The sequence below is a fragment of the Paenibacillus sp. 4624 genome (assembly GCF_050435065.1).
Classification (GTDB): domain Bacteria; phylum Bacillota; class Bacilli; order Paenibacillales; family Paenibacillaceae; genus Paenibacillus; species Paenibacillus amylolyticus_D.
In genome coordinates, this window is the sequence record NZ_JBNDJR010000004.1 from 243,506 (window position 1) to 261,889 (window position 18,384).

The following is an 18,384-nucleotide window of genomic DNA, read 5'->3' on the forward strand; positions in this document are numbered from 1 at the left end:
ATATGCTCTGCCCCTGTGGCACAACAATTGTCTTTGACAAAATTACTTGTTCCACATATAGTTGTTATAACAACTATATGAATTTTAGAGATATTTTCTACGGAAGCGAGGTTCATCCATTCATGGAGTATTCTTTGGAGCAATCTGTTGGATTCATGCTCGGACTCACCCACCGCAAAACAGCTGCCCTTCTAGCGGCACAATTTAAACCCTACGATATTACCACAGAGCAATTTTCTGTGCTTTTTAATGTGGTGCGTAAGGAAGGCGTTAACCAGAAAGAAATGGCAGGTTATGTGTTCAAAGACCAGCCTACCACCGCACGGATCATCGATTTATTGGAGAAAAAAGGCTGGGTCGAGCGCCGCACGAGTGATCAGGACCGTAGAGCGTACCTGCTGTATCCTACCAAAGATGGCAAAGCATTAATTGATGTGCTTGTTCCGATCGAAAGAGAAATGAATAAAAAACTTGCTGAAGGTATACCCGAAGACCAGATGGAAGCATTTAAACATACTCTTTCCCTCATTAATCGCAATCTGTAACTATCACAACTCAGGGGGAATGTTTCACCATGAAAGAACAATCTGCACCTGTCCGATTATGGACGACCGATTTTATTTTACTCATGTTATGTAATTTTCTATTATTCCTACAACTGCACATGATCGTTTCACCACTACCCTCTTATGTGCAGGATCGATTCCATGCCAATGCATTTCAAGTCAGCCTATTCACCTGCCTGTTTGCATTAAGCGCCATTGCGGCACGACTCTACTCTGCGAAAGCACTGGAAAAGGGTTTCCGTAATGCGATGATCTATATTGGCTTGTCTATAGCCCTGCTTGCCACGCTTGGCTATTATTTTGCTGCGGGTATCGCTGTTCTGCTTTTGCTCCGTATGGTGTTCGGTGTTGGATTCGGACTAAGCAGTACTGCATTTCCAACCATGGCATCTGACATTGTACCTGTCAAGCGAATGGGCGAAGGCATGGGTTACTTTGGATTGTCCACCAGCCTGGCGATGTCCATGGGGCCGATTATCGGCGTTACCCTGCTACAAGGAGCTGGGTTTGTCACCCTTATGCTGAGTACTGCGGGAGTGATTGCTGTGATCTATCCACTCAGTTATAGCCTGACACGTAAAAAAGCAGCCAAGACAGAGGCTTCCCAGGTTACTAAGGCGCAACCCTCACAACAAGAGCAATTAGCTCGCGATGTTGCAACTGTTTCAGAAGCTAAACCGGGTTCTAAAGCAAAGGCGCCTTTTAACCGGAAACTGATCCTGCCAAGTATACTGAACGGTTTGCTGTCTATTACCTACGGCGGATTAGTCGGGTTTATCGTTTTGTTTGGTAAAGAAGCGCATCTTGCTAACCCAGCGCTGTTTTTCCTGTTTAATGCACTGGCTGTTCTACTCGTTAGACCGTTTGCCGGTCGAATTTACGACAGTAAAGGTCCTAAAGCTTTATTGATTCCTGGGGCAATATGTATCGCCCTTGGACTCCTTACCCTTTCCTGGGCAACGACGATGCCTGTCCTGTTTGTAGCTGCTTTTATCTACGGTATTGGTTATGGCTCTATGCAATCGTCATTACAAACCTGGATGATTCAGGTGGTCTCCCCTGCTCAGAGAGGGATGGCAAACGGGATGTTTTTGAACACACTTGATTTTGGCATTGCTACGGGTGCACTTCTGCTCGGCGCTATCGCTTCCTTAACAAGTTATACGGAAATGTATCGTTACTCCGTCATATTTATGGCATTGTTTCTCCTGATCTATCTGATTCAGGGAAAACGAAGTGGCAGCTTCCAGATTGAAACACATCCGCTGTTATCCCATACACATATTACGGCAACGGACAGCTTTGCTTCACATGATACAAATCATGTACAAGCAGAGCTTGATAAAAGAAACTAACAGATAATTACGTTGAATTTCAGAATATGTATTTCCTGAAGTTCACCTGAAACACAGGTGTTCATCAAAAGAGCCAAATTGATATCATCTTCTGTCGGGATGTCAGTACAAAAACGCGTTTACATCTGGCAAGCAGCTACTCTGCTCTGTGAGACGTAAACGCGTTTTTAGGTTTCCCTTAGCGTAAGGAATCATTCCATGCACCCGTCAGTAGAGACTTTTTTTACGGCGCAGAGGTGAGGGTCTGTATCCTTGATCGGTTTCACTTTCTTGCACACGCCTTTTGCGCAACTTGTCATGCCCGTCCTGCTTGTCTTTATTACTATGCTTTTTGTCTTCTTCATCCTGCTTCTCCTGATCATCCTGCTTTGAATCACTGCCAGAAGTTGGCCCCCCTCTCTTCTCAGGTTTAACCGCCAGCAACGTGAGCAAGCCTCCGACAGCACCTGACGCAGCCAGAATGCCAAAAAGCAAAAAATGATGGGAACCAATCAACAAAGAAACAACGGGCGGGCCGAGCGATACGCCGATAAAACGCATGCTGCTGAACAGAGCTGTAATTGTACCACGTTGCTTTTTGTCTACACCTTCTGTAATCAACGTGTCGAGACATGGCAGTGCAGCACCGATACCCGCACTCCCTAGGGTGAACAATCCCACCACAACGTAAATATTATCGAATATGCCGATAATCCCCAGCGATACCGTTACCAAGGCTAGTCCGGCAAAACCGAGCCATTTCATGCGTGATTTATTTTTACCAATCCACTTGCCTGCCAAAAACGAAGCTAGACATAACGATGCCAAAGGGATGGCCAACACGAGCCCTTTGACTACACCTTTGAGCGCAAACTCACTCTCCAGCGTTTCAGAAAGATAATATAAGACGCCAAAAATAAGAAACATACAAATTCCACCGATTGCGAACAAAGCGTACAACCAGCGTCCCTTTTCTTTGAGAACGTCACGAATGGAAGCAACAAATTCCGAAAATGTAGGCGGTTTTTCCTTCCTCTTCGGTGTTTTAACCAGGAATATAACGAGGATTAGCGAAATTAGACAAAGCACCGGAATCGCCAGAAACGGCGAATACCATAACCATACTGCCAGCGCCGCACCCAGAATCGGACTAAGCACTTTGCCAAACGTGTTCGAGGTTTCGATGATGCCCAGACTTTTGCTTACCTCATCTTCATTCTTGAACATGTCCCCCACCAGAGGTATGACAATCGGAAATGCGCCTGCTGCACCCACTCCCTGCAAAAACCTTCCCCCAAGAATCGTCCAATAGGCTATATTTCCGCTCATGAACCATGCAGCAACCCCTGCAACAGCCCCTCCAACCGCTGCAATGACAAGACTGGGAATAATCACGGCTTTCCTGCCGAATCGATCCGATAAATATCCTGCGAGTGGAATCAGCAGAATGGCCACTACAGCATATACCGTAATCAGCATACTGACCTTGAATGAAGATACCTTCAATTCCCGTTCAATCTGTGGCAAAATCGGTATAAGCATGGAGTTTCCCAACGTCATAATGACAGGGATAGAAGCAAGTGCGACGAGGTCCCACTTTTTATCAGACATACCCTAACCACCTTCGCAGATTCTACACACAACGGCATTATTGTTGGTTTATCTGGGGGTGATTATTCAGCATATGTCAAAATGGATAGGTTTCGTTAGCAGGATTGTCCGACCTTCCACTTTTCCAACAAATCCAGCGTACGCTCCTCAAATATCCGTCCATCTTCCGGTTGGTCTACCTGATGCTGATGAACGTAGGCATTAAAATAAGACGACAATATACGATACGCTAGCCGGCGCGCATGCCCTGCTGGTGATGATTCTAGGGGACGACCGTAACCTGCGTGAAACGCAACAGAATCCGTGTTGAGGATGGCCTCATATTCCCGATCAGCGAACATAGAGCGGTCTCCATCAATAACTGCAGCAATACTCATTTCCCCTTGTTCACCGTGCACAAGCACATTCGCTGCCCATAAATCATTATGGACAAGCACAGGTTGCTTGATTTGATCAAAAAGAGCTTTATTTTGCTTGAAAATTGCCATAATCTTTTCCCCTACGCCAGGCATAAACCCTATTTGAGCCGCCTTTTTACTTGTTTCATCAGCTATTGCCAACAACACCTCAGACCAGTGTTCCGATCCGCGAATCGCACCATCCGCCTGAGGCCAACCGAATGATGCCCCTTCGATCCGATGCATTGCGGCTGTGTACATGCCTAATTGGGTATACAAATGAGTTTTGTCCTTCTCTTCGATAGACGCATGATCGAGTTGCACGCTTGGGATAAATGCCATAAACATATACGTTCGCCGAACATCCTGAGCGCTGTCATCACAAGCCAACACTTCGGTTGTGGGAATGCCTGCTTTGCGGTAATACTCATAGATCGTTGGTTCCGCGGCCATCATTTTGCGTTCAAACGAAAATAACGGATCACACTCGGTTGTCACCCCACCATTTTCGTTTGTCAGTTGCAGTGGTTGTACACCCTCCGGTGCAAGGCGCAAAATGACGTCCGTAATCGCCGTATGTTCCAGTTGGATGCGATACGTCGTATTAAACAGACCACCTTGCAGCAGTCCAAACTGTTTTACGACAACGTGATCTCCAAAATGTCGATGCACCAGAGCATGCAACACTTTCGCTGATATTGGGCTATGTAAGCCCGAATTTAGTTTTTGATCTTGGTGTTGATTTGGATGCTGTTGTTTATCTGGGTGTTGATTTGGTTGGTGTGCCACATTGTTCCCCTCTTTCCGTTCTCTCCTCGAAAGTACTATCCAATATTCTAATCCCTTATATATAAACAAACAGACGGCGCCTCCAGGCACCGTCCCTTTATGGTCTATTCTAACATGTTACAGCTCGATTGTAAGCTTGCTTGCACCTGCTGATGCCGTTACGATAATGCCTTGCTCGCCAGCTTCTTGTGATCCGCCATCCACGCTGGATACGGAATCAATGCCCCGAAGCACGATTTGCCATGGCTTGCCTGCACCTTCGGCACGAACTTCCAGCTTCGAACCGCTGCGTGTGACGGTCACTTGCAACTCACGCTCAGCACTTTGATTTACAACAACCGCTTGTGTAGTCTGTCCGTCGGCAAGTTCAAACAAATGCAAAGATACGTTGTCCGCAAAATCATAATCCGGCTTGTTATTCACAGCACCTACCGCAATCAGACTGTTCGGTTTGATCATCATTGGCAGTGTTTTGAAGTCATGATTTTCACTGATCCAGCGCTCACCTTGAACTTTTTCCCCTGTCAGATAATTGGTCCATGTTCCTTCTGGCAGGTAATAACGAACGTCACCTTCTTTATTGAAGATTGGCGCAACCAGGATAGAATCCCCAAACATGTACTGTAAGTCAAGTGTCGCACATGTCGGATCGTCGGGATACTCCAGCACCATCGCCCGCATCATAGGCAACCCCTGTACAGAGGACTCTACCGCAGAATTAAACAGATACGGCATTAGACTGAGCTTCAGCTTCGTAAAGTCACGCACAACATCGACTGCCTCTTCATCGAACAACCACGGCACACGATACGATTCGTTTCCATGCAGACGGCTGTGTGAAGAAAGTAACCCGAACTGTACCCAGCGTTTATATACATCCGGCTCGGCTGTCGCTTCGAATCCGCTGATGTCATGGCTCCAGAAGCCAAACCCGGAAAGACCGAGCGACAATCCGCCGCGCAGTGATTCTGCCATGGACGAATAGTTGGACGAGCAATCGCCACCCCAGTGTACAGGGAATTGTTGACCACCCACGGTTGCCGAACGAGCAAAAAGAGCCGCTTCGTTTTTACCCAGGTTTTCTTCAAGCACATCAAATACCGCTTTGTTGTACAGGAAGGTGTAGTAGTTGTGCATTTTCACCGGATCGGAACCGTCATAATACACAACATCGGTCGGAATTCTTTCTCCGAAATCCGTCTTGAAACAGTCCACGCCTTGGTCGATCAAACCTTTCAGCTTGCCTTTGTACCATGCAGTCGCCTCAGGGTTGGTGAAATCTACAAGGCCCATGCCCGCTTGCCATTTATCCCACTGCCATACACTTCCATCGGCTGTCTTGACAAGATATCCTTTTTCCATGCCTTCATCGAACAAAATGGATTTCTCGGCAATATACGGGTTGATCCAGGCACAGATTTTGAGTCCCTTGTCCTTCAACCGTCTCAACATACCTTCCGGATCAGGGAACATATCTTTGTCCCATTCAAAGTCACACCATTGATATTCTTTCATCCAGAAGCAGTCAAAGTGGAACACGGAAAGCGGCAGATCACGCTCAGCCATGCCATCAACAAAATGATTAACGGTCGCTTCATCATAATCTGTAGTAAACGAAGTCGTCAGCCACAGACCAAATGTCCATGCTGGTGGAAGAGCCGGTTTACCTGTGAGCTTGGTGTAGTTATCCAGCACCTCCTTCGGATTAGCACCGCCGATAATGAAGTACTCGAGCGTCTCACCCTGCACACTGAACTGCACTTTCGATACATTCTCGGAAGCGATTTCGTAGGATACCTTCTCAGGATGGTTGACGAATACGCCGTACCCTTTGTTCGACAGATAAAACGGTATGTTCTTGTAGGCCTGCTCACTGCTTGTACCGCCATCCTCATTCCAGATATCCACAACCTGACCATTTTTCACAAACGGAGTGAAGCGTTCACCAAGGCCATAGACATACTCGCCCACGCCCAGCTCCAGTTGTTCCCGGAAGAACGTACCTTCTGATGCTGACTCAATGTACGCCGGACCTCTCCAGCCGCTGCCAGTCAGGCGTTTTTCATTATAATGGAAGCCGATATCCCAGCCTTTTGTTTTGTTCACGGTTACACGAAGATTTCCGCTTTTCAGCTCTGCACCGTTCTCATCCCGGGTAATTTGCACATCGGTATTCAGCGTGTTCAGTGCAAACTCGGGACCTGGATTAACTTTGCCCTTATGGTGGTTCAATTGCACACGAATAACATCAGGCATTGGGGAGCTGTAGGTTGCTTTGAGCAGCGTTCCGTTCAGTGTATCGCCTTTGCGCTCAATGCGTTTGGTTGCTGCATATACAGTAAAGGAATCACCCTTTTGTACAATATCTCGAATATCCGCCGGATTTTGAACATGATATCCATCACGGATCTGCCAGTAGCCATCGGTAAATTTCATCTTGGATTACCTCCTTCGGTTATACTATAATGATATTGATATCAATGACGAATTTCTTCTTGTATTTTGATCGTTTATATCATTATTTTGATATTTTGAACGTGATTAGGGTGAGTTTCTAAAATAAATTGCAAACGATTACATCTATTTATATGCATAGGGAGGTTCCATGATGGAACGGGAACATTTACGGGAAGATCGGATTCACGGCAACGCTATGTACCCGGTTAGTGTGTACCCAGACATTCAACAATTAAATGGGGACAGCATTCTGGATTGCCATTGGCACGATGAGATGGAGTTTACGATGGTGACGCAAGGAGCTGCTGTGTTTCAAATTGACATGAACCGAGTTGAGGTTAAGGCGGGCGAGGCTGTTTTTATTCATCGAGGTGAGATTCATGCAGGATATCTGATAGGCGATGAGCCTTGTATATTTTCTTCCATTGTGTTTCATTCGGATCTGCTCGGTAGTCATACGTTTGATGCGGTGCAGGAGAAGTTTATTGGACCTATTTTGCGAAAAAGTATACAGCTCCCCTATCACATCACGGCTGATGAAGCCTGGGGTTCAGAGGTTCTGGCCTACCTCAAGCGCATCTTCTCAGATCACGCGAGCGGAACAGAGACTTGTGAGATATCTACAAAAGCCTATCTTTATCTCATGCTTGCTCGCATGTTTGAACAGCGAAAGGTACTTCCGCCCAAAGGTGCAGTTAACGGGGGAACAGCGGATAAGATGGAGCGTCTAAAATCAGTGCTCAGTTACATTCACAAGCGTTATCCTGAACCGCTGAAGCTGAGAGACCTGGCGGGTGAAGCCAATATGAGCGAGGGACATTTCTGTCGTTTTTTCAAACAGTTGGTGCAGAAGAGCCCTGTCGATTACATCAATTATTATCGGGTGCAGCAGGCCTGCGCACAGCTTGAGAATACGGATCATAAGATTGTGGATATCGCTATGGATGTTGGATTCGAACATCTGAGTTATTTCATTACCACCTTTAAGAAGCATAAGAACACAACCCCGTCCCAGTATCGTAAAATGTTTTCCAAAAACGTGACACTTGCGCCTGCTGCGTTCACAGAGACTCAGATCGTTTAATGTAGGAAGATCACAATCGGAACGATAGCGTTAACACCAAGAAATCTCTTGGATCGAATGATGCTTCATAAAAAGATCAATAAAAGGTACCTACAGAAAGTACGCTGCAAGCACCTTTTTATTACGTTAAGCCTATTCTTTGATGGCTCTCTTTAAGTATTCTTTCTTTCTAATTTCTATTCTCTCAAGACAAGCTTGCCATTTCTTGCTCTACTTTCTTAACGTCTTCCAGGAAGAATACTCATGTACAGAAAAACCATTAAAGGAAGTGTGAGCACTCGCCATTTTCTCTACCAGCTTCAACTGTTCCTCCATGTAGGCGTCTCCCTCTTCATAAAAGGTAATAAAGTCACCTTCCTTGCTTTGCTTCGTTTCCACCGCAATCGATATTTTCTTACCTACAGAAGCCGCATCGATAAGTTCGTCTTTTGCCACATTGTAGATGGCGGCAGCTGTATCCCGATAAGCCATAATCGTAATGGAATCAAATTTGCGGATCATCCAGCTGCTTACCGCCATCGTTGAACCCGGAATTTTGTAATTGTCCAGCCAAAACGGCAGATCAGCGGCCACAGGCATCTTCATACGTGATGCACGGTCTACAATATAATTCACATTCCCCTGCCACTGCGTAATGACGCTGGCTTGATTGATCTTCCACTGGGGATGCACATGAGGTTCAATGTCCAGATGAATGCCTGCAAATTTCTCATTAGCCAGTGCCTGTGCTTGATAAGCTTCAATCCAGTCCATAAAGGAAGCAATCTGTTCCCGACTCTCGGATAGTCCCCAAGCGGAACGTCCGTCCATGATATCCACAGCGATATTTTGAGCCCGTGCAAGCCGGATAAAGTTCTTATATTCAGGAATTTTAATATCCCGGTTCATCTGCAGATAGATCGTATTAATGTTGTTATCCTTAGCAAAACTTAAAATACCCTGCGCATTATTTCGGATTTGAGTCGTATCCCATACCCACGTCCCCCGCACGGGCCGATCCAGCTTCCCATGTATTGTGGCATAACTGTCCACCGGTTCTACCGAACCTACCGCATCCACTCGTGTAGAACAGGCTGTACTTAAACACAGTACTAGACAACTCATCAGCAGAATAAAACGAAGTTCTTTTTTGGTTTTCATATTTGTACACTCCCTTGAAGTTATGGCAGCTCTTACGTATAAATCCGGGTGAAAGGATGTCGTTTATGAATCAATTTTTGCACTATTATGGAAGTACGATGAATTCAAACTGCTTTTATACGCAACATCACCTTTAAGACTCACGACGAAAGAATCATATAACTTATTTCGGGAATTCATAGTTCTGAATATATAGTCCAAAAGTCACAAAATTTAATATTATATGTAAAAATCAAAATCCAAGTTACGACTTCAGTCTATATTTTCTTTTAACACTTCGATTCTGTAGACCTAGGAAGCGTTTTCTTTTCCAAAACAAAAAACCGCCCGAAGGCGGCGTGGCTTGCAATGATCATTTGATATTCATTCATCTATATTCTTTCATTCTGTAATTCACCTGCTTAATCCGCATTTGGTTCATCAAACAGAGAGACCCGTTCAATTCCGTCTGCAGAGATGCGCACCAGCCCGATGTCAGACAAGCGCAGTTCAGGAATAACGACCAGCGCCAGCAGCGATAAGGTCATAAACGCATTGTTCAACGTACATCCTGCCGATTGCAGTGCTTCGCTGACGGCTGCTGATTGTTCCGCTACCACTTCGAAGGGTTCTACCGACATCAGCCCGGCGATCCGAAGAGGAAATTCCGTTACACCTGCATGTGTTACAACAGCTACACCGCCCTGCATACGGATGACACGATTGCCGGCCTCTGCCATAAGTGTATCATCGTTCCCGATGATCAGCAGATTATGACTATCGTGGGCTACCGTCATGGCTATGGCGGCTGGCGAATTGAATCCGATCCCGCCGACCAGTGCCACTGCGCGATTTCCCGTTTGTTTATGGCGTTCCAGCACAGCGATTTTGCATACCTCACCTGCGGCAGGCAGAACCACCTTGCCAGCTTGCACATTCACTTGTACATGCTTCTCCTTCGTTTCCACATGATTCTCCGTCACATGGATAATGCGTGCGCCTATCGTCCCATCCACAATGGGTGCAGACAGTTCCAGATCCTGTGGCTGAATATTCGCTTCCAGCTTCACTGTGTTTAGCGCTTCCTCTGGATAAGTGAACGTGTCCCACACGGCGGTCATTTTACCGTTCTCTGCTACGACTTGCCCGGCAGCAATCGTTGTGCCTACACGTACATCCGCAAGGCGTCCGTCTAACAAAATAATATCGGCAATGTTACCCGGAATCACCGCTCCGATATCACGCGCCACACCAAAACGTTCTGCCGTATTAATCGTAGCCATCTGGAATGCTGTTACAGGCTTCACCCCTTGGGAAATGGCCAGTCGAACGACAAAGTCCATGTGGCCCTCTTTCAGCAATGATTCCGAGCTGCGATCATCGGTCACCAGCATCATTCGCCGGGTATCGAGTCCAAGCTCCGTACATGCTTTAATCGTCTCGGCAACATCATGCCATGCAGAACCCTGGCGCATCTTCGCATACATCCCAAGCCGCAAGCGCTCCACCACATCTTCTTTCGTAACACACTCATGATCTCCTGTCACACCGCTCGCCGCATAAGCAGGCAGACGCCAGTCATCCGAGGCCCAAGTGAAATGTCCATCTGCCACTTTGCCGGCGCGCAGAGTCGCCTGAATCTCCCCGATCATCGTTTCATCCCCATACACCACTCCCGGGAAGTTCATCACTTCACCCAGGCCGATCATGTCCGGTCCCCATGATAGTGCCTCTGCTACCTCTTCCGGCCCAATATAAGCTCCTGTAGTCTCCAGCCCTGGGTGAGTGGAAGGTACACATGATGCTACTTGCATATAAGCCGCCATTGGTGTGGTACGTGCTTCATCGAGCATAAGCCGCAATCCTTTAAGCCCAAGCACATTGGAAATTTCATGTGGATCAAAGAAGCCGCCAGTCGTTCCCGAAGGCAGTACTGCTCTTGCGAACTCGGATACTTTCATCTGTGTGCTCTCAATATGACAATGACCGTCTAACAGTCCCGGAGCAATATACTTTCCATTTGCCTCAATAATGCGGGTATGCTCTCCGATCGTATGGCTTACATCTCTGCCCACATACGCAATTCGTGCACCTTGCACAGCGACAGACATGTCCGGCAGAATTTCCCCCGAGATCACATTCACCAAAGTGCCGCCTCGAATCACCAAACTTGCCTTCATATCTCCTCGGGCTGTAGCGACCAGATCCGGTACGCAATCGGCCATCAGCGGCCGCTCAAATCCTGTTTTTTTCAATGTTACCTGCCTCCTTCATTAGATTCCCTGTTCCGTTGCCTGCTCCCAAAATTAGAGTATGGATTACTCATACAATGAATTTTTCCCCCATCATCATGCAACGCTCCAAAAAATAGATTGTTACGATTATATGAGTCTGCGCTTCATGTGTAAAGAAAAATTACATCTATTGAATACATGCACAAGGAGATTCACCTTATTTATCAATAACAACTAAGATATGTCTGCGCATGTCACTATTGTTAGCAAGTTTCTCTTCATAGCATACACAAAAAAGGGTCAACCAGAACATGTCTGGCTGACCTCACCTTACACAAAAGAATTCACAGCAACATACTGCTCGGATTCGTCCTCTTTTTACTCTACACGAGTAGCAGGGATATCTTTCATCTCGTACCACTCTTCTGATTGTGAGGTGATAAATGGACTTGGTTTCCCTAAAGAATATACATGTAGCAAATGCATCGCCCGGGTACAGGCGGTATAGAACAGCTTGCGTTCCTGTTCACGGGAATAGGCATCAGCGGAGCCATTATAGATTAAGACCGCGTCAAACTCCACACCTTTCGCCAAATAAGCCGGGATTACATGAACGCCTTGTTCAAAAGCCAGTGTTGTTTTTTTGATCAGCTTGGGAGCCTTATCCAGCTTTTTACTGAGTAGGGCGTGAACTTCCTGGCTTTCTTCCGCCGTCTTGCAGATGACAGCTACGGATTCATAACCCTCCTGTATCAGATGATGAAGATCTGCCGTAATTTGCTCCACATGCTGCTTTGGATCAGAGGTCACGATGACTTTAGGTTTCTCTCCATTTCGGTTAAACGGAATGATCTCCTCCCCACCAGGAACCATGCCCCGCGTAAATTCCACAATCTCCATCGTAGAGCGGTAACTGCGTGTCAGCACAATAACCTCCGTGTTCTCTGGCCCGTATAAGTCACTTAATGGTCCAGTGCCGCTGAGTACGGATGAATGGGCATAAATAGCCTGATTAAAGTCACCAAGAGCCGTAATTTTCGCGTGTGGAAATAGTCTCTTCATAAAAGAGAGCTGGAAGGCAGAGTAATCCTGCGCTTCATCAATAATGACATGGCGGATGTTCGAATTAATATGGAATCCTAGCAGCAGTTCGCGCAAATACAGGTACGGCGTAATGTCCTCGTAAGCCAGCTCCTGTACCTTTAATCTGCGCAGCGTCATGGTCGAGATTTCTTCCCAGTGGGCAGGCAAAGGCTCTCTGTCAAGCAGACGAACCATCTGTGCCTGATCCTCGAACAAGTTTGCATACAACTGACGGATATCCACAAAACGCAGTGATTTGATCCATTTGCGCAAAGGCTTCAACCTGTCACTGACCACCATTCTCGCCAGAATTTCTCTTTCCTGCTGAAAATCATCAAACGTATGGGATTTCCCCTTTTGTTTGCGTTTCAAGCGTTGGTAAGCTCGCTGCAAATCTTCCGGTTCCATCAGATCAAGCTGCTGATCAACCCACGGTGCGTTCAGTTCCCCTTTACCAAACGTCGAGAGCTCCTTAAGCAACCAATCCCGCAACAGTTCCAGCCGGCTAACTAGCTTGACAGATGAACCGAAGCTGTAAAATTTCGCTGACATCGCTTCCGCATCCACAATCGCCTTGCCCTGAAAACGAACCGGCTTGAATTTCATGCCTCCGGTTAACATGCTCTCCTTATAACGTGTGATCACCTTCAGGAATGATGCAGAGGACTTGAACCGTATACCGGACATTCGTGCATCGTAACCAGGTTCCTCCGTTCCTGTGAGCACATATTCCAGCTGAATAAATGGGTCTTCAAGCTGATATTCCCGCCCTAAACGGCGTTCCAGATACTCCTGAAACGTCGTCTGCAACATATTCTCTTCCCCAAGCTCTGGAAGTACCGTAGATACATAACTGTTAAACATCGGGTTTGGCGAAAAAAGAACCATCTGATCCGCTTGAAGATGCTCGCGGTATTTATAGAGAAGATACGCGACTCGCTGGAGAGCGGCAGAGGTTTTGCCGCTTCCTGCTGCGCCCTGAACAATCAACATGCGTGTCCGATCATTACGAATAATTCGGTTTTGTTCCTTCTGAATCGTTGCCACAATACTCTTCATCTGTGCATCAGATGTTCGGCTGAGCACAGCCTGAAGCAGCTGATCTCCGATCGTTACCCCTGTATCAAACATGAACCGGATACGCCCATCCCGAATGACGAATTGACGTTTCATCTCGATCTCTCCACTAATCTCACCGCTTGGGGTACGGTAAGAGATCGGTCCAGGTGCACCATCGTAGTACAGGTTGGAGATCGGTGCACGCCAGTCGTAGATCAGGAAGGACTCCTCCTTCTCATCCAGTAGGGATGCAATGCCCAGATAGATACGTTCCGAGTCCGGGTATCCATCCTCCTTGAAATCAATTCGTCCGAAATAAGGTGAATGATGCAGTCGTTTCATTTTATCCAAAGCCGCAGCTGTATTCAGATGACTTCGTTCACGATCGGACAAAACCTGCGATTGTTGCCGCATACTCGTTGACGTCTCCCCGACATCATCGGCTTCACTAAAGTTCATCGTCACCTCATCCCAGAAGTCCTTACGCATCCCGACCACTTCGTCCCGGAAGGAGCCGACCTCTTCCTCCAGTGTAGCGATTTTGCGCTCAATCTGATCAGTCACGGTGTTCACCCGCTCCTGTTCCTGGTTCCACTGTTGCTCATTACTCATATGTTATGCGCCTCTCTTTCCCCGGATTGTGTCTTCGAATATCCATTTGACAAGCCCGAAAAGGCAATGGTATAATTATTAGAAAGTAAACATTTTAATTTTATGTTAATTAATTCTAATTTTCTGAAAACCATTTTATATTGTACCAGCGACAACGTCCCGATGCAAGCGGAGACGTTATTTGTTATTTTCACTTGTGTGTTCTTGTCGTGTGGTTAAATGATCTGGTACTTATACCTCGTCACACAGTATTAACCACAACATGCGCATTTCCCTCTACATTCTCAAGTCCTCAATAGTTGAAGTCCAGCGTGCCAATGCACCCGTTTGATCTTTTAATTGAAACGTAATGCCTGACGTGATTTCTGCATATGGCGCCTGATCGATCCGTATATGAAGGATGTTACACTCATACCGATCTCGCGGGTGAATCGTGTCCACGAGTTCAGGAAGTAAACGGACTTCAAGCCGAACATGCAATATCCGCTGTCCATGCACCGCAATTAACGTAGCCTTACCCGTTTCCATCATATTCATACTCGTTTGTGTCCCTTGCCAGAGCGCCAACCGAAGGCAACTAGGACTTATTGCGATAACTTCTCCCATGCTGATCATCGCCAGATGAGGCCACTGTCCGTCAGTTACGGTTAGCAACTGCATCGCTTCATGCTGCTTGTTCTCCAAATCGCTTCCGCTTAACCATTCCATGAGTTCTGCATCCAACTGCTTGATCTCCATTTCTACCCCTCAGTTCATTCATAATGGTTATCATCGTTCCCATTCATTCCTATCGATTCTCATCGATTCACGTCACTTGCATTCACCGATAGACCAAACAACCCGGACGTTACTGTCCGGGCTTTATATTACCTATATTGTATCTTATTTTGCCATCTAGGGCCATTTCAGCCAGTTCAGCATGTGGTCATGTGACTCTTTATCTTCACTTGAAGTGTGCACATGGTCTGCCAACCGATTCAACCGTTCCAGCTGATATCCGTAATCGTATATCGCTGCGGCCACAATCGATAACCTTAACATGCCGTCTTGATCGACATCAAACTGCGTAATGGCTTGTTCCATAAAATGATCATTCTCGGTTACAAACTGTGCAGCCTCTTCACCATTTGGTTTGAGTTTGTCTTCAAATTTGAGCAAGGCATGCTCATGAAATTTAATCACCCGTTCAAGATGGGTATCAAAAAACAGATCCATTTCCGGTGTTCGCTGTGCCTGAAAGTAGTGACGTTCTACGGAGTCCAGTACATCGTATCCTTTTTGCAAACTTAACAGCATTTGTTTATATACGACCATCTGACGGGTCTTGCTGAATTTGGCACGTTTCATCTTCTTCTGCTCTTCTTCAAACAGATGATACTTGTCAGATAAAGACTTGATCGAACCGCCCAGATTGCTTTTTTCTTCCCGGAAAACAACCTCTTTAATCTCATCAGAGATTGATGTACGAAGCAGCAGTGACATGCCATTAAACACACTCTGAATCTGCTTCACAAACTGTACCTTCGGTTTAGGAGGAAACACCGAGATATTAATCAGGAAAGCTGATATAATGCCCACAAGGGTTAGCAAGAAGCGATTCAGCGCAAAGTGCCAATCTCCTGAAGCTTCCATAATCGATACCACCGTGACAAGTGTCAGCCCCACAGTTTCACCCATATTTAATTTAAGACAGATCATAATAACCAGCACAATAATTAAGCCCACGGCAATAGGCTCGTTGGACAGCACCATACCACCCAGTAAGGCTACAATTGCACCCAGTGTGGTCGTCTGCAACTGATCGAGGAAATATTTCCACGAACGATAGATGGAAGGCTGCATGGCAAATATCGCTGCGATGGCGGCAGGCACGGGAGATTGCGGATTCAGAAACAGACTGCTCAGATATAAAGCCAGCGTGACCGCTATACCTGTCTTAAGTACACGTGCTCCAAATGACATGGCATCTCCCTCCTTTTCCTTGACCTGCTCGTTTACATTTGATGATGATCATGTTCATTATTACCCCATATTTCTTATTTTGCCCGAATGAGTTCAGGAGAACGATTTATTGTACCATGGGAGCTTAGGCTTTGCTATTCCCAGTTCAGTGAACGTATTCGAAACACAAAAAAACTTTATCCTTGTGCAGGTGTTCTGAGCATAATTTAACCCAAAACATGCAAAAGGATGGAGCTTATTCTTGTTTATTCAGTCAATGTTAACTTCCGACGAACAGACACTTGTTTAACGAGCCGTCCAGCCGCCGTCCGCTTTAATAACATCCCCGTTAACAAAGGTGGAATCATTCGAACCAAGGAACAAGGCCACTCGTGCAATTTCCTCCGGTTCGGCAAGCTTGCCTGGTCCTACATCGAAAATATCTGCAATTTCCAGTGGATGTAGCGCGGTAATTGTTGTCTGGATATTTGTGTTAACACCGCCCGGCGCAATTGCATTTGCCCGAATGTTCCCGGCTTCACGGCCATTGTTTTTCTTCCTCCAGTCTATCCCAGCCATCACATTCGGATCGAGCTTAGAGCGTCGCTCTAATGAATACCGCTTGCGCCTACGAAGGTTGCGTCAATCTCTCATCCAGCTCTAACGGACCTACGCTCGAATCTCGTTCAGATAAGCCAATCCATCGAGTTTATCTCACGTTCCCCCTTGTGAAGCATACGAAGCTGATGCCGCATCATTAGGACCAGAACTGAGGCGATCGAATAGGCTACGCACCATCGTCCCAATCTTTGGTGATCCCCCGATTAGTTCTACCGATTTACTAGCGTTCATTGTGTTTCTTCCTTCATCTTACCCTTTTTGGACCTACTAACTGATTTGCGATTGTAAAGCTTTAACCCATTTCCCCCTGAATTTCCTGCCTCCACAAAAAAGCTTCGGATATGTAGGTCTCTATACGTGGGGCCAATAAGGACAGTGAATCAGGGGAATTCCCAAAAGCACTTATTATCTGAATACTTCTTTCACTTTCGTTCAGTACTGACAAGTTACATTAAAAAGATGATTACAAACGACATTTCTCAACAAAAAGATCCACAAAACAAAACAGAAATTTAGGATTCTTTATCATTTTATGGATCATAAGAACCAAATTTTCTATTTAATATGAGCTTATATTGTAATCATAGCAATATCCAAATATAGTTAATTCATTAAATCGAGAGGAGGAATATCTTAGAAGTTTTGTGAGGTTTATTATTATTTTATCATTAAGAAAACAGAATACTGATCTACTGGAGGTAAAGAATGAAAAAAATCACTTTGATATTTTTGTCTTTAATCTTAATAGTATCTGTCGTTGCTCCTGTTATTTCTGCACAATCCGAAACAAAAGAACCCATTATCCCTATGATTGATGAGAGAATTACAGGTATATTGGAGTCCAATAACATTGACTACGCAGTTTCAGATGGTACAATTATTATATCTGATAAATCTGAGACCAATAGAAATAGAGTAAATCAACTTCTTATTGCATCATTTAGAACTGATGTAAATCTTCAAAGTGCAATGGCCACTTATCCCAGTGCATGGCAGTCTCTAAAAAACTATAATTTTGCAGGCAGTAAAAAGTTTTCAGGAGCTACAAAGACAGCTTTTGTAGCCGCTTTTACAGCCTATGCCAAAAACATAGCTACACCATGGAAAGAACTTGTGGCTGTTGCTGCAGGTGGCTACGCGGCCTACTATTTTATTAATAATAATACGGAAGACTTGTATACTTTTATTACTTACCATTATCGTACAATGGGACCAGGATTTGTTGATTCCAATGGTACAGTATACGGTGATTATGAAATTCGGAAACAAACACGTATTACCAAAAATTCGAACAATACTGGTGGAGCATATGATGTAGACACGAGACGTGGAACTTCATTGGTTCCTTGGTTCTAATTTCAACAGAAGAGGTGTACTATATGGTGTGGAGATACGTTATGGTTTTTATAGTTAACTACTTCGCTAGTTTTTTCATTTTTGGTTCTGGCTATATAAAACCCTTGTTATTTTCCACAT

General features: G+C 45.6%; 14 protein-coding genes. 4 read left to right on the forward strand and 10 right to left on the reverse strand.

The annotated features are described in order from the left end of the window. Positions 1-77 precede the first annotated feature (77 nt). Positions 78-545 carry a MarR family winged helix-turn-helix transcriptional regulator gene (locus tag ABIE27_RS11550; RefSeq protein ID WP_429350563.1) on the forward strand — a complete coding sequence of 156 codons (468 nt, stop codon included), beginning with the start codon at positions 78-80 and terminating at the stop codon, positions 543-545. Positions 546-574: 29 nt separating this feature from the next. Further along, positions 575-1,921: an MFS transporter gene (locus ABIE27_RS11555; protein ID WP_123064381.1), complete on the forward strand. Its 1,347-nt coding sequence runs from the start codon at positions 575-577 to the stop codon at positions 1,919-1,921. Between the two features lie 207 nt (positions 1,922-2,128). On the opposite strand, the gene ABIE27_RS11560 is transcribed toward ABIE27_RS11555, so the two are convergent. From ABIE27_RS11560 to yicI, 3 genes are all read right to left on the reverse strand, one after another. Continuing rightward, positions 2,129-3,511, reverse strand: a complete 1,383-nt coding sequence (locus ABIE27_RS11560) for an MFS transporter (RefSeq protein ID WP_123064380.1) — start codon at positions 3,509-3,511, stop codon at positions 2,129-2,131. A gap of 95 nt (positions 3,512-3,606) precedes the next feature. After that, positions 3,607-4,581, reverse strand: a complete 975-nt coding sequence (locus ABIE27_RS11565) for a phosphotransferase family protein (RefSeq protein ID WP_429350564.1) — start codon at positions 4,579-4,581, stop codon at positions 3,607-3,609. A 234-nt stretch (positions 4,582-4,815) separates the two neighbouring features. Next, positions 4,816-7,134 (reverse strand): alpha-xylosidase, encoded by a 2,319-nt coding sequence (gene yicI / locus ABIE27_RS11570; RefSeq protein ID WP_429350565.1) that lies wholly within the window; start codon positions 7,132-7,134, stop codon positions 4,816-4,818. 172 nt (positions 7,135-7,306) lie between these two features. Here yicI and ABIE27_RS11575 point away from each other — a divergent pair, with 172 nt between their 5' ends. After that, positions 7,307-8,239, forward strand: a complete 933-nt coding sequence (locus ABIE27_RS11575) for a helix-turn-helix domain-containing protein (RefSeq protein ID WP_123064377.1) — start codon at positions 7,307-7,309, stop codon at positions 8,237-8,239. A gap of 210 nt (positions 8,240-8,449) precedes the next feature. On the opposite strand, the gene ABIE27_RS11580 is transcribed toward ABIE27_RS11575, so the two are convergent. The 7 genes from ABIE27_RS11580 to ABIE27_RS11610 form a co-directional block, all read right to left on the reverse strand. Beyond that, the gene (locus tag ABIE27_RS11580) at positions 8,450-9,379 is read right to left on the reverse strand and encodes a hypothetical protein (protein ID WP_429350566.1); all 930 of its coding nucleotides are present in this window, start codon (positions 9,377-9,379) and stop codon (positions 8,450-8,452) included. Between the two features lie 401 nt (positions 9,380-9,780). Further along, positions 9,781-11,583 (reverse strand): adenine deaminase, encoded by a 1,803-nt coding sequence (locus ABIE27_RS11585; protein ID WP_123064520.1) that lies wholly within the window; start codon positions 11,581-11,583, stop codon positions 9,781-9,783. 387 nt (positions 11,584-11,970) lie between these two features. Continuing rightward, the gene (gene helD / locus ABIE27_RS11590; RefSeq protein WP_123064375.1) at positions 11,971-14,346 is read right to left on the reverse strand and encodes an RNA polymerase recycling motor HelD; all 2,376 of its coding nucleotides are present in this window, start codon (positions 14,344-14,346) and stop codon (positions 11,971-11,973) included. 276 nt (positions 14,347-14,622) lie between these two features. Beyond that, the gene (locus ABIE27_RS11595; protein WP_123064374.1) at positions 14,623-15,084 is read right to left on the reverse strand and encodes a pyridoxamine 5'-phosphate oxidase family protein; all 462 of its coding nucleotides are present in this window, start codon (positions 15,082-15,084) and stop codon (positions 14,623-14,625) included. 156 nt (positions 15,085-15,240) lie between these two features. Continuing rightward, entirely contained in the window at positions 15,241-16,308 is a 1,068-nt protein-coding gene (locus ABIE27_RS11600; RefSeq protein ID WP_123064373.1) for an FUSC family protein, read from the reverse strand. 285 nt (positions 16,309-16,593) lie between these two features. Next, a complete protein-coding gene (locus ABIE27_RS11605) occupies positions 16,594-16,866 on the reverse strand; it encodes an SDR family oxidoreductase (protein WP_123064372.1) in 273 nt (90 codons plus the stop codon). 135 nt (positions 16,867-17,001) lie between these two features. After that, on the reverse strand, positions 17,002-17,139 hold the full coding sequence (locus tag ABIE27_RS11610) for a hypothetical protein (RefSeq protein ID WP_161556918.1): 138 nt from the start codon (positions 17,137-17,139) through the stop codon (positions 17,002-17,004). 474 nt (positions 17,140-17,613) lie between these two features. Here ABIE27_RS11610 and ABIE27_RS11615 point away from each other — a divergent pair, with 474 nt between their 5' ends. Further along, a complete protein-coding gene (locus ABIE27_RS11615; RefSeq protein WP_123064371.1) occupies positions 17,614-18,264 on the forward strand; it encodes a hypothetical protein in 651 nt (216 codons plus the stop codon). The last annotated feature ends 120 nt before the right edge of the window (positions 18,265-18,384 follow it).

Excerpts from the sequence above, each read along its gene's own strand:
- ABIE27_RS11550 (WP_429350563.1), top strand. The coding sequence starts at position 78 with ATGAATTTTAGAGATATTTTCTACGGAAGCGAGGTTCATCCATTCATG.
- ABIE27_RS11555 (WP_123064381.1), top strand. The coding sequence starts at position 575 with ATGAAAGAACAATCTGCACCTGTCCGATTATGGACGACCGATTTTATT.
- ABIE27_RS11560 (WP_123064380.1), bottom strand. The coding sequence starts at position 3,511 with ATGTCTGATAAAAAGTGGGACCTCGTCGCACTTGCTTCTATCCCTGTC.
- yicI (WP_429350565.1), bottom strand. The coding sequence starts at position 7,134 with ATGAAATTTACCGATGGCTACTGGCAGATCCGTGATGGATATCATGTT.
- ABIE27_RS11575 (WP_123064377.1), top strand. The coding sequence starts at position 7,307 with ATGGAACGGGAACATTTACGGGAAGATCGGATTCACGGCAACGCTATG.
- ABIE27_RS11580 (WP_429350566.1), bottom strand. The coding sequence starts at position 9,379 with ATGAAAACCAAAAAAGAACTTCGTTTTATTCTGCTGATGAGTTGTCTA.
- ABIE27_RS11585 (WP_123064520.1), bottom strand. The coding sequence starts at position 11,583 with ATGGCCGATTGCGTACCGGATCTGGTCGCTACAGCCCGAGGAGATATG.
- helD (WP_123064375.1), bottom strand. The coding sequence starts at position 14,346 with ATGAGTAATGAGCAACAGTGGAACCAGGAACAGGAGCGGGTGAACACC.
- ABIE27_RS11595 (WP_123064374.1), bottom strand. The coding sequence starts at position 15,084 with ATGGAGATCAAGCAGTTGGATGCAGAACTCATGGAATGGTTAAGCGGA.
- ABIE27_RS11600 (WP_123064373.1), bottom strand. The coding sequence starts at position 16,308 with ATGTCATTTGGAGCACGTGTACTTAAGACAGGTATAGCGGTCACGCTG.
- ABIE27_RS11605 (WP_123064372.1), bottom strand. The coding sequence starts at position 16,866 with ATGGCTGGGATAGACTGGAGGAAGAAAAACAATGGCCGTGAAGCCGGG.
- ABIE27_RS11610 (WP_161556918.1), bottom strand. The coding sequence starts at position 17,139 with ATGAACGCTAGTAAATCGGTAGAACTAATCGGGGGATCACCAAAGATT.
- ABIE27_RS11615 (WP_123064371.1), top strand. The coding sequence starts at position 17,614 with ATGAAAAAAATCACTTTGATATTTTTGTCTTTAATCTTAATAGTATCT.